The sequence below is a fragment of the Aeromonas sp. Marseille-Q7275 genome (assembly GCF_965119515.1).
The window spans coordinates 89,474-105,373 of the sequence record NZ_CBCPLW010000017.1 but is presented as its reverse complement, the minus strand read 5'-3'; the positions used below and the strand labels follow the sequence as shown (position 1 = coordinate 105,373).

At 62.3% G+C, this 15,900-nt stretch carries 13 protein-coding genes, 1 pseudogene and 1 riboswitch; of the genes and pseudogenes, 5 read left to right on the top strand and 9 right to left on the bottom strand.

Annotated features, from left to right (window positions below; genetic code table 11):
- The first annotated feature begins 237 nt into the window (after nt 1–237).
- From ACWPWQ_RS16055 to ACWPWQ_RS16040, 4 genes are all read left to right on the top strand, one after another.
- Complete coding sequence (locus ACWPWQ_RS16055; protein WP_025328176.1) at nt 238–687, top strand: pullulanase; 450 nt, start codon at nt 238–240, stop codon at nt 685–687.
- A 207-nt stretch (nt 688–894) separates the two neighbouring features.
- Nucleotides 895–3,042, top strand: a complete 2,148-nt coding sequence (locus tag ACWPWQ_RS16050) for an adenosylcobalamin-dependent ribonucleoside-diphosphate reductase (protein WP_454010245.1) — start codon at nt 895–897, stop codon at nt 3,040–3,042.
- A 9-nt stretch (nt 3,043–3,051) separates the two neighbouring features.
- Nucleotides 3,052–3,735 (top strand): TSCPD domain-containing protein, encoded by a 684-nt coding sequence (locus tag ACWPWQ_RS16045; RefSeq protein WP_247627224.1) that lies wholly within the window; start codon nt 3,052–3,054, stop codon nt 3,733–3,735.
- A gap of 220 nt (nt 3,736–3,955) precedes the next feature.
- Complete coding sequence (locus ACWPWQ_RS16040) at nt 3,956–5,326, top strand: PhoH family protein (RefSeq protein ID WP_139435097.1); 1,371 nt, start codon at nt 3,956–3,958, stop codon at nt 5,324–5,326.
- Between the two features lie 247 nt (nt 5,327–5,573).
- On the opposite strand, the pseudogene ACWPWQ_RS16035 reads toward ACWPWQ_RS16040, so the two are convergent.
- The 4 genes and pseudogenes from ACWPWQ_RS16035 to thiB all read right to left on the bottom strand — a co-directional run.
- A pseudogene (locus ACWPWQ_RS16035) lies at nt 5,574–5,714 on the bottom strand (thiamine ABC transporter ATP-binding protein); the annotation flags it as partial.
- 40 nt (nt 5,715–5,754) lie between these two features.
- Entirely contained in the window at nt 5,755–6,462 is a 708-nt protein-coding gene (gene thiQ, locus ACWPWQ_RS16030) for a thiamine ABC transporter ATP-binding protein (protein ID WP_454010244.1), read from the bottom strand.
- Between the two features lie 70 nt (nt 6,463–6,532).
- Nucleotides 6,533–8,161, bottom strand: a complete 1,629-nt coding sequence (gene thiP, locus ACWPWQ_RS16025) for a thiamine/thiamine pyrophosphate ABC transporter permease (RefSeq protein ID WP_454010243.1) — start codon at nt 8,159–8,161, stop codon at nt 6,533–6,535.
- Nucleotides 8,137–9,117, bottom strand: coding sequence for a thiamine ABC transporter substrate binding subunit (gene thiB, locus ACWPWQ_RS16020; RefSeq protein ID WP_265436344.1), 981 nt, complete (start codon nt 9,115–9,117; stop codon nt 8,137–8,139). Before thiB ends, thiP begins: the two co-directional genes overlap by 25 nt.
- Before the next feature lie 100 nt (nt 9,118–9,217).
- Nucleotides 9,218–9,308: riboswitch (TPP riboswitch) on the bottom strand.
- Nucleotides 9,309–9,399: 91 nt separating this feature from the next.
- Between thiB and ACWPWQ_RS16015 the strand changes: the two genes are divergently transcribed.
- Nucleotides 9,400–9,690, top strand: coding sequence for a PilZ domain-containing protein (locus ACWPWQ_RS16015; protein ID WP_005323856.1), 291 nt, complete (start codon nt 9,400–9,402; stop codon nt 9,688–9,690).
- Nucleotides 9,691–9,794: 104 nt separating this feature from the next.
- Here the strand turns inward: ACWPWQ_RS16015 and ACWPWQ_RS16010 are convergent, their stop codons facing one another.
- The 5 genes from ACWPWQ_RS16010 to leuA all read right to left on the bottom strand — a co-directional run bounded on the left by ACWPWQ_RS16010 (nt 9,795) and on the right by leuA (nt 15,744).
- Entirely contained in the window at nt 9,795–10,724 is a 930-nt protein-coding gene (locus ACWPWQ_RS16010; RefSeq protein WP_454010242.1) for a transglutaminase domain-containing protein, read from the bottom strand.
- Between the two features lie 116 nt (nt 10,725–10,840).
- On the bottom strand, nt 10,841–11,440 hold the full coding sequence (gene leuD, locus ACWPWQ_RS16005) for a 3-isopropylmalate dehydratase small subunit (RefSeq protein WP_454010241.1): 600 nt from the start codon (nt 11,438–11,440) through the stop codon (nt 10,841–10,843).
- Between the two features lie 16 nt (nt 11,441–11,456).
- Nucleotides 11,457–12,854 carry a 3-isopropylmalate dehydratase large subunit gene (leuC, locus tag ACWPWQ_RS16000; protein ID WP_454010240.1) on the bottom strand — a complete coding sequence of 466 codons (1,398 nt, stop codon included), beginning with the start codon at nt 12,852–12,854 and terminating at the stop codon, nt 11,457–11,459.
- Nucleotides 12,855–12,886: 32 nt separating this feature from the next.
- Complete coding sequence (gene leuB, locus ACWPWQ_RS15995) at nt 12,887–13,972, bottom strand: 3-isopropylmalate dehydrogenase (protein ID WP_454010239.1); 1,086 nt, start codon at nt 13,970–13,972, stop codon at nt 12,887–12,889.
- A gap of 209 nt (nt 13,973–14,181) precedes the next feature.
- Nucleotides 14,182–15,744 (bottom strand): 2-isopropylmalate synthase, encoded by a 1,563-nt coding sequence (gene leuA / locus ACWPWQ_RS15990; RefSeq protein ID WP_005323845.1) that lies wholly within the window; start codon nt 15,742–15,744, stop codon nt 14,182–14,184.
- Between the last annotated feature and the right edge of the window lie 156 nt (nt 15,745–15,900).

Below are 15,900 nucleotides of genomic sequence, written 5' to 3'. Positions count from 1 at the left end.
AAATCAGTGCGTTGACTGATAATTGAGCGTTAACACTCCTGCAGTTTGACGATGAGCTCCCTCCTCTCCCAAACCCTCTCCCCTTTTCTGTTCGATATTTATCCATCGGCGCGACGTGCTGGATATAAAAAGCACAGAATGTGATGACTCTACCTTTCTTGTGATGCCTGCTCTGCTTTAATTCGTCTGCCCACGTTCGATGGGCCAAGGAATCACAATAATCTGAGGAATGGACACATGTTCAAGAGAACAGTAACGATGATGCTGGCGGCGGGAACCCTGGTATTAGGCGGTTGCGCATCCAATGGCGGTGCAGAGCAGGCGGCAGACAACAGCGACTTCGGTGGCAAGTCCATCTACCTGCGGGGGGAGATGAACGACTGGATGGCGACCGATGAGAGCAAGGTGGTCAAGGTGGCCGACAAGCTCTACATGGCCAAGGGAACGCTCAAGAAAGAGTGGGCTCCCTACAAGTTCAAGTTCGCCGATTCCGGCTGGAGCTGTGGCACCAACTTCGGCTACAAGAGTCCGAGTGACGGCGTCGCCGTGCTGGGCGGAGAGCCTGTGCCGGTCAATCCCTGCTCCAAGTATGAGGACATGAAGTTCTCGCCGGATGCCGACGGTGTCTACGAGTTCTATCTGAATATGGCGGGTGAGACGCCGAGCGTGTACGTCAAGAAGCCCTGAGATTCCCCCTCCCGTTAAATTCATCGGGAAATGAACCGGTTAAATGCCCTGGCCCAAATATCTGCTGGCCGGGGCATTTTTTTAGGATAGAATCGGCGCCCCGTGAGAGAGATACTATATATAGTGCTATATGGTTGATATTAAACCTATTGGTTGTGTTTTTGACTCTATCATGACGTTGTTGCATTCACATAAGGTGGCTTGAAAATGGCTAAATCCAACCCTGTTCTGGAGAGTGGACCCAACTCTGCCCTCATCCCCATGCAGGAAACCTCCCTCGAGATCTGGGACAGCAAGTATCGCCTCAAGAGCAAGGATGGGGCGCCCATCGACGGCACCATAGATGAGACCTATCAGCGGGTTGCCCGGGCGCTGGCGGCCCAGGAGAGCGAGCCCGATGCCTGGTATGAGCCCTTCCTGTGGGCCCTGCGCAATGGCGCCATCCCGGCGGGTCGTATCACCTCCAATGCAGGGGCCTTCGAGCACAAGCCGGCCACCTCGACCATCAACTGCACCGTCTCCGGCACCATCGAAGATTCGATGGATGACATTCTCGGCAAGGTGCACGAGGCCGGCCTGACCCTGAAGGCGGGCTGCGGCATCGGCTATGACTTCTCGACCCTGCGTCCGCGCGGTGCCTTCGTCTCCGGCGCCGGGGCCTATACCTCGGGCCCGCTCTCCTTCATGGATATCTACGACAAGATGTGTTTCACCGTCTCGTCGGCGGGTGGCCGTCGTGGCGCCCAGATGGGCACCATGGATATCCGCCACCCCGACGTGATCGAGTTCATCCAGGCCAAGCGGGAAGATGGTCGCCTGCGCCAGTTCAACCTCTCCCTGCTCATCACCGAAGAGTTCGTCAAGGCGGTGAAAGAGGATGCGCCCTGGCGGCTCATCTTCCCCTACACCGCCAAGGAGGTGGAGCAGGACGGCATTGCCCTGGACGATCCCGAGCAGGTGATCTGGGCGGACTGGCCGAACAAGGAGGGAGTGGTGATCAACGCGCTGGGGCAGGTGGCCTGCAAGGTCTACAAGACCCTGCCTGCCCGCAAGCTGTGGAACGTCATCATGACCTCCACCTATGACTATGCGGAGCCCGGTTTCATCCTGATCGACAAAGTGAACCAGATGAACAACAACTGGTTCTGCGAGGAGATCCGCGCCACCAACCCCTGCGGTGAGCAGCCCTTGCCCCCCTATGGCGCCTGCCTGCTGGGATCGGTCAATCTGACCAAGTTTGTGCGCGAGCCCTTCACCGAGCGGGCCGCCTTCGACTGGCCCGCGTTTCGCAAGGTGGTGGCCATCTTCACCCGCATGCTGGACAACGTGGTGGAGATCAACCAGCTGCCTTTGCCCAAGCAGCGCGAAGAGATCACCGCCAAGCGCCGCCACGGCATGGGCTTCCTCGGCCTGGGATCGACCCTCACCATGCTGCAGATAAAGTATGGCTCTGCCGCTTCGGTCGCCTTCACCGAGCAGGTCTCCCAGGAGCTGGCGATGACCGGCTGGCAGGAGTCCCTGGCGCTGGCGAAGGAGAAGGGCCCGGCTCCTATCATGGAGGAGGAGTTCGAGGTGACCGGCAAGATGCTGCGGCTGCGCCCCGAGATGGCGGCCGATGGCATCAAGCTCGGCGACAAGGTGAAGGGCAAGGTGCTGCATGCACGCTACAGCCGCTACATGCAACAGGTGGCCGAGGTGGATCCCGCCCTGGTGGCCGCGCTGGCCGAGGTGGGCGGGCGTTTCACCCACCACAGCAGCATAGCGCCGACCGGCACCATCTCTCTATCGCTGGCCAACAACGCCAGCAACGGCATAGAGCCGAGCTTCGCCCATCACTACAGCCGCAACGTCATCAAGGCGGGCAAGAAGAGCAAGGAGAGCGTGGATGTCTACTCCTTCGAGCTGCTGGCCTATCGCGAGCTCGTCAACGCCGGCGCCATGCCCTACACCGAGGATGAGGCCTGCCGTCTGCCGGATTACTTCATCACCGCCGACGACATCAGCCCGGCCCAGCACGTGGATATCCAGGCGGCGGCCCAGCGCTGGATAGATTCGTCCATCTCCAAGACCGCCAACGTACCGACCGACTTCCTGTTCGAGCAGTTCAAGGACATCTACATGTATGCCTCGGACTCCGGCCTCAAGGGCTGCACCACCTTCCGCTTCAACCCGGAGGCCTTCCAGGGGGTGCTGGTGAAGGAGAAGGATCTGGAGAACACTCATTACGAGTTCACTCTGGAGGATGGTTCCGTCATCACGGTGAAGGGGAACGAAGAGATCGAATACGATGGCGAGCTGCACACCGCCGCAAACCTCTACGACGCCTTGAAAGAAGGCTATTACGGTAAATTCTGAGAACAGATTATGGTCAAGAAGATCGACAGGAAAATCGTCGCCTACAAGGTGAAAACCCGGGATGAGCCGCAAGAAGCACCGGCTCCCCAGGATGACGTGGTACACATGCACGAGACTGTGCTGCGTCCGGAGCGGCTGATGGGCACCACCTACAAGCTGAAGACGCCGGAGCATGTCTCCGAGCACTCGCTGTTCATCACCATCAACGACATCATTCTCAACGAGGGCACAGTCCACGAGACGCGCCGTCCGTTCGAGATCTTCATCAACTCCAAGAGCCTGGAACACTACCAGTGGATAGTGGCGCTGACCCGCATCATCTCGGCGGTGTTTCGCAAGGGCGGGGATGTCACCTTCCTGGTGGAGGAGCTGCGTTCCGTGTTCGATCCCAAGGGGGGCTACTGGAACAAGGGCAAGTATGTGCCGTCGCTCATCGCCGAAATTGGCAACGTGATCGAGACCCATCTCACCGAGATCGGCATGCTCAAGGCCACCGGGCTGGATGAGCACCAGCAGGCGTTTCTGGCCGAGAAACAGGCACAGATCCAGGCCGAACAGGAGGCTGACGCCCAGCAGTCAGGCAGCGGCTTCCCGGCCAGTGCGGCGCTCTGCTACAAGTGCCACACCAAGGCGCTGGTGCAGAAGGATGGTTGCATGACCTGCCTCAACTGCGGCGATTCCAAGTGTGGCTAATGGGGCCAACAGGGGCATAAATCAGCTTAAAAGACCGGCCTGTGGGCCGGTCTTGTTTATTGATTGCTTTATATACAGTCAGTTAGGACGGACAAGGGAAATGTTGCACACCGGTAAATTCGGGCGTAGCGTGAGGGGTAATAAAACTGTCACGGCCGTGTGGTTTCAATGACATCTGAGATTCACACACGTGGCACCTTCAGTGCCAAGGAGGATGCTTATGGACAACACGGACCGAAAGCTGTTTATCCTGGATACCAACGTTCTGCTTCACGAACCCCTCGCCATCTACTCCTTCAAAGAGCACGACGTGCTCATCCCCATGACGGTGCTCGAAGAGCTCGACAACATCAAGGATCGCCAGAAGGACGTCAGCCGTGATGCCCGTATCGCCATCCGAGCCCTGGAAGACGTGTTCCGCGATGCGACCCCGGAGCAGATAGTGCAAGGGGTGGCGCTGGCCGGCGAGGCGAGCGGTCGCATCTCCATCTTCAGCGATCACCATCTGCCCCAGGATGCCGAGGTGTTCACCGACAAGGAGGCGGACAACCGCATCATCAACGCGGCCCTCTACCTGCAAAAGCACGAGATGAAACGCCAGGTGGTGCTGGTGACCAAGGACATCAACATGCGCCTCAAGGCCAAGGGGGCGGGCCTTGCCCACGTGGAGGATTATCGCAGCGACCAGCTGATCGACGACATCCGCCTGCTGGCCAAGGGCTTCCAGGTGGTGCCAGGCAGCTTCTGGGAGCGGGTTGGCGAGTGCGACAGCGAGACCCATGGCCGCGACACAGTTCACGTGATCGACTCGAACCTGCTGGAGGGGGTGCACGTCAACCAGTACCTGCTGGACGAGGAGAACTTCTTTGCAGCCAGGGTGCTGAGCCACGACGGCAACAAGATCCGCCTCAAGGATCTGGGCCGCGAGCGGCTGATGTCACGCAAGGCCTGGGGGGTGCATCCCAAGAACATCTATCAGGGCATGGCGCTGGACGCCCTGCTGGATCCGCACATCGATCTGGTGATCCTGACCGGCCCGGCGGGCTGCGGCAAGACCCTGCTCGCCATGGCGGCGGCCCTGGAGTTGGTGATCGAGAAGGGGATCTACGAGAAGGTGATCGTCACCCGCAACACCCCGGAGATTGCCGAGAGCATCGGCTTCCTGCCCGGCACCGAGGAGGAGAAGATGATGCCCTGGCTGGCGGCGGTGACCGACACCCTGGAGGTGCTGCACAAGCAGGACGAGAACATGAGCGGGTCCCTCAGCTACATCATGGAGAAGGCCAACATCCAGTTCAAATCGGTCAACTTCATGCGCGGGCGCAGCATCCAGAACACCTTCGTGCTGCTGGACGAGTGCCAGAACCTGACCGCCTCCCAGATCAAGACCATCATCACCCGCTGCGGCGAGGGGACCAAGATCGTCTGCTCCGGCAACCTGGCCCAGATAGACTCCAACTACCTGAGCCCGGTGACCTCGGGTCTGACCTACATAGTCGAGCGTTTCAAGGACTTCGACGGCAGTGCCAACATCTTCCTGAACGGCGTGGTTCGCAGCCGGCTGGCTTCGTTCGCCGAGGAAAATCTCTGATTTAACGCAATCTCTGCATGAGAAAGGGGAAGCCGGACGGCTTCCCTTTTTTTGATCCCGTTGCCGTCATTGCCCTTGTGTACGGCCAAGGTAGCGCAGCAGCCCGGGGTGCTCGCTGTTCTGCAGTATGTCTGGTTTACCCTGCAGGGCGATGCGCCCCTCGTCCACGAACAACACCTGATCGGCGATCAGCTGGGCATCTTCCGGGGTTATGCCAGGGGGAGACCATCAGCTTGTTGGCCATCCACTATGGAGATAGAGCGCGACCAAGGTAGCGCAGCAGCCCGGGGTGTTCGCTGTCTTGCAGTATGTCCGGTTTGCCCTGCAGGGCGATGCGGCCTTCGTCCACGAACAGCACCTGATCGGCGATCAGCTGGGCATCTTCCGGGGTTATGCCAGGGGGAGACCATCAGCTTGTTGGCCATCCACTATGGAGATAGAGCGCGACCAAGGTAACGCAGCAGCCCGGGGTGTTCGCTGTTCTGCAGTATGTCGGGTTTGCCCTGCAGGGCGATGCGGCCCTCGTCCACGAACAGCACCTGATCGGCGATCAGTTGGGCATCTTCCGGGTTGTGGGACACCATGAGCACAGTGATGCCCTGCTCGCAGGCGAGGCGGGCCACCTCGGCCAGCATCTCCCGGCGCAGGGCGGGATCCAGGGCCGAGAAGGGCTCATCCAGCAGCAGCAGGGGTTTTCCCCGCACCAGGGCGCGGGCCAGCCCCACCCGCTGTTGCTGGCCGCCGGAGAGCTGCTCCGGCAGGCGGCTCAGCATGTCCCCAAGGCCGACCCGCTCTGCCCCCTGTTTCACCTGCTCGCGCTGGGCCTCGCTCAGGCGCAGGCCAGGGTGCATGCCGATGGCGATGTTGTCGAACACCGACAGATGCAGGAAGAGGTTGTGATCCTGAAACAGTGTGGTCACCGGCCGCTCGGCGGGGCCGAGCGGCAGCAGATCGACACCATCGAAACTGAGACGGCCGGACTCCACCGGCACGAAGCCGGCGATCATGCCGAGCAGGGTGGACTTACCGGCACCGCTCGGCCCTATCAGGGCGGTGATTTCCCCTCTGGGCAGGGTGGCGCTGAAGCTGACGCGCCAATCCGGGTAGCTGGTGACCAGTTCATCGATGTTCAGCATTTTTTTCCTCTCAAAGAGTCCGTTCGACCAGCCAGAACAGCCGCAGAAACGGTAGCGCAGGGTTTGTACCTCAATGCTCGCCATTTTTTCCTCCAAGACCCCGCTCAACCAGCCAGAACAGGGAGAAACAGAGCGTGAGCAGCAGCAGGGCGGTGGCGGCCGCCTCGGTCAGCCGGTAGCTGCCGAGTTGCTGATAGAGCAGCCAGGGCAAGGTGGTGAGGGCCTGGCTGCCGAACATGGCGATGGCGCCGAGATCCCCGAGGGACAATATCATGGAGAGCGCCATGGCGAGCGCCAGCGGGCGGCGCAGCAGAGGCCACTCCACCAGTCGCAGGCGATGCAGACCGCGCACCCCAAGGCTGTCCGCCAGCCGGTCGTACTGACGCACCACCAGCTGCATGGGGGCGCTGAGGGTACGCAGCACATAGGGCAGCGCCATCAGGGCGTTGACCAGCACCACCAGCCAGGTGCCCAGGGCAAAGACGTCGACAAAGGGCATGAACATGATGAAGAGACCGGTGGAGAGCACCACTGCCGGGATCATCAGGATCATGGAGCCGCTGGCCTCCCACAGGGCGGCGGCCCGCCGCTTGCGCCCGCGCACCCTCAGGTGGCGGCTGGTGAGCAGCAGACCGGCGCCGAGCAGGGTCGCCAGCGACCCGGCCGCCAGGGCGATGGCCAGGGACTGGCCGCCCGCCTGCCATAGCTGGGGGGATGCCAGCGCCGTCAGCAGGCCGGGGTTGAAACCGGCCACGACTATGGCCAGCAGGGGCGGCAGGAAGATGGCGAGCCCGGTGCAGAGCGCCACGGCATCCACCAGGCCTGTCCCCGGCTGATGGCGATCCGGCCTCAGGCAGGGGCGGCGGCTGGTGAGACGGCTGGCCGGGGTGGTCTGCAGCCTGTGTTGCAGCAGGAGCAGGGCGACGGTCAGCAGCAGCTGTACCAGCGCCAGTCCGCCCGCGGTGGCGAGATCGAAGTCAAAGCGAAGAGCCTGATAGACGGCCACTTCCAGGGTGGTGGACTTGGGGCCGCCGCCCAGCGCCAGCACTGTGGTGAAGCTGGTGAAGCAGAGCATGAAGATGAGGCTGGCGAGCCCCGGCAGTATGCCGCGGATGAGCGGCCACTCCAGCAGCCGGAAGATGTGGGATGAGCGCATGCCGAGCTGGCTGGCGAGGCGCCAGGAGGTCTCGGGGACGCTCTCTATGCTCTGCAGTATGAGGCGCGCCGCCAGCGGCATGTTGAAGAACACATGGGCCAGCAGTATGCCGAACAGGCCGTACAGGTAGTTGCCGGGATCCAGCCCCAGGGCGCGCAGCAGCTGCGGCAGCCAGCCCTGGCGGCCATGCACCGCGACCATGCCGAAGATGGCGATGATGACGGGCAGCACCAGGGAGAGGCCGAACAGCTTGAGCAGCAAGGCCCTGCCGGAGAAGCGGCGCCGCGCCAGGGCACGGGCCACCGGGATGGCTACACCTAAGCTCAGCAGGGTGGAGAGCAGGGCTTGTCCTAAGCTGAAGCCCAGCACATGGCGCAGATAGGGATCGGCCAGCAGGGTGCGGGGAGACAAGGTGCCCGCCTGCCACAGCAGGGCCGCGAGCGGCCCGAGGGACAACAGCAGGATCAGCAGGGTGGCTGCACTGCCCGGCAGCCACCAGAGGGGACGGGAGCCTGCGTTCACTGGGTGACGGCTTGCAGCCATTCGCGGATCCAGTTCTTGCGATTGGCGGCCACGTCATCAGAGGTGAAACTCAGCGGCTTGGCGACCGTGATCATCTGCTCGAAGCCCTTGGGAAGCGGCTGGTCGATCACCGGGTACATCCAGTTGCCGGCAGGGATCTCCTGCTGGAAGGCGGGGCTGACCATGAACTGCAGGAACTGGTCCGCCAGCTTGTCCTGGGCAGCGTTTTTCAGCTTGGCGGCCACTTCCACCTGACGGTAATGCCCCTCTGCGAAGGCGGCCGCCCGGTACTGGGGCTTGTTCTCGGCGATCAGGTGATAGGCGGGGGAGCTGGTATAGGAGAGCACCATGTCCGCCTCGCCGTCGAGGAACATGCCATAGGCCTCGGACCAGCCCTTGGTGACGGTGACCGTCTTTTTGGCCAGCTGTTCCCAGGCGGCGGGGGCCTGATCGCCATAGACAGACTTCATCCAGAGCATCAGCCCCTGGCCCGGGGTGGAGGTGCGGGGATCCTGATAGATCACCTTGAGATCCTGGCGTTCCACCAGCTCTTTCAGGCTCTTGGGGGGCTGCTTGAGTTTGTCCTTGTCGTAGACGAAGGCGAAGTAGCCGTAGTCATAGGGGACGAAGGTGTCATCCTGCCAGCCACCCGGCACCTTGAGGGCGTCGAGTCTGGTGTGATGGGGGGCGAACAGGCCGCTCTGCTTGGCCTCGCTGACCAGGGCATCGTCCAGCCCCAGCACCAGGTCTGCCTTGCTGTGCTGGCCTTCCAGCCGCAGCCGGTTGAGGATGGCGACACCGTCTTCCAGGGCCACCAGATTGAGGGTACAGCCGCACTCCTTCTCGAAGGCCTGCTTGATCTTGGGACCCGGGCCCCATTCGGCGGCGAAGGAGCCGTAGGTGTAGACGGTGAGGGTGTCGGCGGCAAATGCCTGGGCAGAGAGCAGGCCGGTCGCGAGCAGCAGCAGGGTCTTCATCAATGGCACTCCTGTGGGTACTGAGGTGCCATGGGCAGGGGTCTGCTCATCAATGGCACCTCTCTTGTGGTGAGGGCCAGCGGATGAGGGCGCAAAAAACGCGCGCCATGCCTCAAATTCCTCCGCCAGCATTATCTGGATCAGGTTCACGGGTATAATCTCAGCGGTAAACCGCACCCCGTTTGAGCAACGAACCGCATTGTATTGACCTTCTTTGGGGGAGGCCAGCACTATGTTTCACGGGCCGCGCCGTGCGAGCCACCACCAAGGAGGATGCCCCCAGTGATCACCAGCACCAAGGAAAGACGTGCCTTCCAGCGCATGGTCATCAACGCCCCTGTCACCCTGTTCCAGCACCAGCAGGTGCTTGAGGGAGTCTGCCGGGATCTCAGCGCCAATGGCATGGGGGTCGAGGTGAACGAACACGGGTTTGATCTGGCCCAACCCATCCGGGTGAGCCTGGCCACCAGCAGCAACCTGCTGCCCCCCTTCGAGGCCCAGGCCCGCATAGTGCGGGTGCTGGAGGAGGAGGGCGGGCTCTTGCTGGCGCTGGAGTTCCTGCCTCTGACCTGAGTTCGCACGCCACCCTGTTTCATCGACCAGCCACCGGCTGGTCGATGCATTTTCGGCCCGGGCCAACCTTGCCTTCCCGCCCGGATCGCCGCTCCGGGTGCGGCTCAGTTGCTGGCCAGCACGGGTTGGACGCTCAACTGCTTGCTGTCGACCAGCGTCTTGCTGGTGGGGGCGAGCTGGCCCATGGGGAGCTGGGCTGGGCCGCTCGGTTCCAGCAGCAGATAGGTCTCCCCTTGCCAGCTCAGGGTCGCCTGACCCGGGCCGGCCGGCAGCGCCACCCCCAGCAGGGCATGGCCCGGCACGAACACCATGGCCTGCTTCAGCTCGGGAAAGCGCTGGGCCAGCAGGGCCGCCATCAGGGTCACCTTGCTGTCGCAATCCCCCCGGTTCTGCTCCAGCACCTGGCGCGGGCTCAGAAAGCCCTTGCCAGAGCGCCCCGACTGGCTGTCGAGCAGCTGATAGGGGATGGCCTGGATGAAGTCGAGCATATGGGCCACCGTCTTCTGGCGCGCCTCTGTCTCCGTGGCGCCCTCCTGCTTGAGCTGCTCGGCCAGGGGCGCCAGTTCGGCGCGGCTCTCCAGGGCGATGCGCACATGATCCTGCTTGATGGCGGGGGCGCCATCGGGCGGAGTGAAGGGCTGGAAGTAGTGCCGCTTGAGCCACTCGGCCTCCAGTCTGGCCTGCTCCGGCTTGACCCATAGCGAGGCTTCCCTGGCCTTGTCGGCGTTGCGGCTCTTGAGGCTGAGGGCGAGGCTGGGGCGAGAGAGGGAGAACTGCACCTCGGGGAATTCAAGCTCCGCCTGCCGCAGCAAGCTCTGCAGCACCTCCTCCTGCATCCTGGCCGGGCGATAGGCGATGAGCGGCGGCAGCTTGCCCGCCTCCAGCCGGTAGCTGAGTTGCTGGGTCTTGCCATCCCTGTCCTGCCAGCCGACGTTGAGCTGGCCGCCGTTGCTGTTGAAATAGGTCTGCCCGGCGCAGACCGGCAGCGCCAGCCAGAGGCCGCAGAGCAGGGGGAGGGCGATCGTCATCTTCATTCAGGTGTCCCGTCGGGCATGCAGAAGTGGCCGGCCATGCGTGTAGTCTGGCCTGACAATAAAACAGGGAGCCTGGGCTCCCTGTTGATTCTACTCGTTTTATGGCACCTGATGGGTCAAATCCAGCTCGGCTGCTTCGCCTCGAAGGCGCTGATGGCGGCTTCGTGCTGCAGGGTCAGGCCGATGGCATCCAGCCCGTTGAGCAGGCAGTAGCGGCGGAACTCGTCGATCTCGAAGCCGAACGTGAGCGCGCCGGCGCGCACCTGGTTCGCCTCCAGATCCACGTCGAGCTCGATACCCGGCTGGGCGGCAACCAGTTGGAACAGGGCCTCGACCTCTTCTTCTTTCAGGCGTACCGGCACCATGCCGTTGTTGATGGCGTTGCCGTAGAAGATGTCGGCAAAGCTCGGGGCAATGATGGTCTTGAAGCCGTAGTCCGCCAGCGCCCAGGGGGCGTGCTCGCGGCTAGAGCCGCAGCCGAAGTTCTCCCGGGCCAGCAGGATACTTGCACCGGCGAATTGCGGCTGGTTCAGCACGAACTCGGGGTTGGGCTGCACCCCTGCATCGTCAAGGAAGCGCCAGTCGTGGAACAGGTGCTTGCCAAAACCGATGCGGTTTACCTTCTGCAGGAACTGCTTCGGAATGATGGCGTCGGTGTCGACGTTGGCGCTGTCGAGGGGGACGACGATCCCTTTGTGTTGCTTGAAGCCTGTCATCTTGTTCTCCTCGTAATTACAGCGCGCGAATATCGGCGAAACGGCCGGTGACGGCGGCGGCGGCGGCCATGGCCGGGCTCACCAGATGGGTGCGGCCGGCACGGCCCTGACGCCCTTCGAAGTTGCGGTTGCTGGTGGAGGCGCAGCGCTCCCCCGGTTGCAGCCGGTCGTTGTTCATGGCCAGACACATGGAGCAGCCGGGCAGGCGCCACTCAAAGCCAGCCTCGAGGAAGATCTTGTCCAGCCCCTCGGCCTCTGCCTGGGCCTTCACCTGCTCGGAGCCTGGCACCACCAGGGCCTGTACCCCGGCGGCCACCTTACGGCCACGGGCGATGGCGGCGGCGGCGCGCAGATCCTCGATGCGGCTGTTGGTGCAGGAGCCGATGAACACCTTGTCGATGGTGACGTCACAGAGCTTCTGGCCCGGCTGCAAGTCCATGTAGGCAAGCGCCTTGCGGGCGGACTGCTGCTCCATCAGATCGCTGAAGGATTCCGGCGCCGGAATGGGTTCATTGACGGCGATCACCTGACCCGGGTTGGTGCCCCAGGTCACCTGAGGGGCGATGGCGGCGGCGTCCAGCACCACTTCGGCATCGAAGGTCGCGCCCTCGTCGCTCTTGAGGGTTTGCCAATGGGCGATGGCCTGCTCCAGCGCCTCGCCGGTGGGGGCGAATACCTTGCCGCGGATGTAGTCGATGGTGGTCTGATCCGGGGCTATCATTCCCGCCTTGGCGCCGAGCTCAATGGCCATGTTGCACACCGTCATGCGCCCTTCCATGGAGAGACCCCTGATGGCATCGCCTGCGAACTCCACCACGTAACCGGTGCCGCCGGCAGCGCCGACCTTGCCTATGATGGCCAGCACCACGTCTTTCGCGCTGATGCCATCGCTCAGCTTGCCATTGACAGAGATACGCATGGTCTTGGCCCGGCCCTGCTTCAGGGTCTGGGTCGCCATCACGTGTTCCACTTCGGAAGTGCCGATGCCAAACGCGAGCGACCCGAAGGCGCCGTGAGTAGCGGTGTGGGAGTCGCCGCAGACTATGGTGGTGCCGGGCAATGTGATGCCGAGCTCGGGGCCCATCACGTGGACTATGCCCTGGTATTTGTGGTTCAGATCGTAGAGACGGACCCCGAACTCCTTGCAGTTGGCTGCCAGGGTCTCCATCTGGATGCGGGCCATCTCGCCGGAGGCGGCGATGTCCTTGGTGGTGGTGGAGACGTTGTGATCCATGGTGGCCCAGGTCAGATCCGGGCGGCGCAGCGGGCGTTTCATGGCGCGCAGGCCGTCGAACGCCTGGGGGCTGGTCACTTCGTGCACCAGATGGCGGTCGATGTAGATGAGGGGGGTTTCCCCTTCCACTTCCCGGACCACGTGGGCGTCGAACACTTTCTGATAGAGGGTCTTGGACATTGCTCTGTATTCCTTGTTATGTGCTGCGTGGCTCAGATCCGTGCGGCTATCTGGCTGCCCATCTCGGCGGTACTTTGCACCGGGTGCTGTGCGTTACCCTGATGCAGATCGGCGGTGAAGTAACCCTCGGCCAGGGCCTGGGCCACGGCCTGCTCTATGGCCTGGGCGGCGGCTTCCTGGCCCAGGCTGTAGCGCAGCATCAGGGCGGCTGAGAGGATCTGGGCGATGGGGTTCGCAATGCCCTTGCCGGCGATGTCCGGGGCCGAGCCACCGGCCGGCTCGAACAGACCGAAGCCGGATTCGTTCAGGCTGGCTGAAGGGAGCAGCCCCATGGAGCCGGTGATCATGGCGCACTCGTCGGAGAGGATGTCGCCGAACAGGTTGGAGCAGAGCAGCACGTCGAACTGGGACGGATCCTTGATGAGCTGCATGGTGGCGTTGTCGATGTACATATGGTTCAGTTCGACGTCGGGATAACCCTTGGCAACCTGGGTCACCACCTCGCGCCACAGGATGGAGGAGGCGAGCACGTTGGCCTTGTCGATGGAAGTCACTTTGCTGCGGCGCACCCGGGCGGATTCGAACGCTATCTTGGCGATGCGCTCGATCTCGAAGCGGTGATACACCTCGGTGTCGAATGCTTTCTCGTTCGCACCTTCCCCTTCGCGCCCCTTGGGCTGGCCGAAGTAGATGCCACCGGTCAGCTCCCGCACGCAGGCGATGTCAAAGCCGCGATCCGAGATGTCGGCACGCAGGGGGGAGAACTGCTCCAGGCCGGTGTAGATACGGGCCGGGCGCAGGTTGCAGAACAGCTTGAAGTGGGCGCGCAGGGGCAGCAGTGCGCCGCGCTCCGGCTGATCGTTCGGTGGCAGGTGCTCCCACTTGGGGCCGCCCACCGAGCCAAACAGCACGGCATCGGCCGCTTCGCAGCCCGCTATGGTGCTTTGGGGCAGCGGGGTGCCGTGGTTGTCGATGGCGATGCCACCCACGTCGTGGCGATCATAGTCGAGGGAGAAGCCGAATTTGGTCTGCACCTTTTCCAGTACCTTGATGGCCTCTGCCATCACTTCCGGGCCAATGCCGTCCCCCGGCAATACTGCGATCCGATAACTGCTCATACTCTCTCCGTCCTGATGTTGTCTTGAGTTCCATCTGCCCAGTGACCCGATACTGCGATCCTATACCTGTTCAGACTGTCTCCGTTCTGATGTTGTCTTGAGTTCCATCTGCCCAGTGACCCGATACTGCGAGCCTATGCCTGTTCAGACTGTCCCCGTCCTGATGTTGTCTTGAGTTCCATCTGCTCAGTGAGTCGATCACACGCTGTTCAGACGGTTTCCGATTTGATGTTGTTATTGCGTTCCATCTGCTCGGCGACCTGATCGGCACGCCAGATGCTGTTGATGACATGGACCAGGGCCTGGGCCGAGGATTCGATGATGTCGGTGGCCAGCCCCATGCCATGGAATTTGCGGCCCTTGTATTCGGCGACTATGTCGACCTGGCCGAGGGCATTCTTGCCTTCCCCCTTGCCCTTGAGCTCGTACTTGTCGATGCGGATCTCGTAGCCGGTGATACGGTTGATGCACTGGTAGACAGCATCCACAGGGCCGTTGCCGGTGGCCGCTTCGCAGATCAGATCCTGACCCACCTTGAGCTTGACCGAGGCGGTGGCCAGCACAGAGCTGCCGCTCTGCACCCCGAGGTACTCCAGCTTGAAGTGCTCGGGCTCCTCGTGGATCTGGCTGAAGAAGGCCAGCGCCTCGAGATCGTAATCGAACACCTGCCCCTTCTTGTCGGCCAGGACCAGGAACTTGCCGTAGAGGTGGTCGAGATCGTAGCTGCTCTCGGCGTAGCCCATGCTCTCCATGCGGTGCTTGATGACGTGGCGGCCGGAGCGGGAGGTCATGTTGAGGTTGTTCTGGGTGAGGCCGATGCTCTCGGGAGTGATGATTTCGTAGGTGTTCTTGGCCTTGAGCACGCCGTCCTGATGAATGCCGGAGCTGTGGGAGAAGGCGTTGGCCCCGACGATGGCCTTGTTCGGCTGCACCGGCATGTTGCACAGCTGACTGACCAACGTGCTGGTGCGGTGGATCTCGTTGTGACGGATGTTGGTGTGCACCCCGAGCAGGTCGGCGCGGGTTTTCAGGATCATCGCCACCTCTTCCAGGGAGCAGTTGCCCGCCCGCTCGCCGATGCCGTTGATGGTGCACTCGATCTGGCGGGCCCCCATCTGTACGGCACCGATGGAGTTCGCCACCGAGAGGCCCAGATCGTCGTGGCAGTGCACCGAGATGATGGCCTGGTCGATGTTCGGCACCCGGTTGAACAGGGTCTGGATGATGCCGGAGAATTCGGTCGGCACCGTGTAGCCCACGGTATCCGGGATGTTGATGGTGCGGGCACCTGCCTTGATGGCGGCCTCCACCATGCGGCAGAGGTTGTCAATCGGCGTGCGGCCCGCATCCTCGCAGGAGAACTCCACATCGTCTGTGTAGCGCAGGGCGTGCTTGATGGCGCCGACCCCCATCTCCAGCACGTCTTCGAAGCTCTTTTTCAGTTTGCTTTCGACGTGGATGGAGGAGGTGGAGATAAAGGTGTGGATGCGGAAGGCTTCGGCGACCCGCAAGGCTTCGCCGGCGGCATCGATGTCCTTGGGCAGGGCGCGGGCGAGGGCGCAGACCCGGCTGTTCTTGATGTGACGGGCTATGGTCTGCACCGATTGAAAATCACCGGGGGAGGAGACAGGGAAGCCCACTTCCATGATGTCGACACCGAGTCGTTCCAGCGCCTGGGCAATCTGCAGCTTCTCCTTGACCGTCAAGCTGGCCGACAGCGCCTGCTCGCCATCACGCAAGGTGGTATCGAATATGATGACTCGATCTGACATGTGACTTCCCTCTTCCTAAGTTCGGTGCGTGCATCCTGCATTGGCATAAAAAAACCCGTGCGGGGTGCACGGGTTTTTGTAAATTCCGGCTATGCCTTAGCCCGGCTACAAGGATCCCGCGCGAGGAGTCGCGATTAGGGAGAGCAGTAGTAGCGG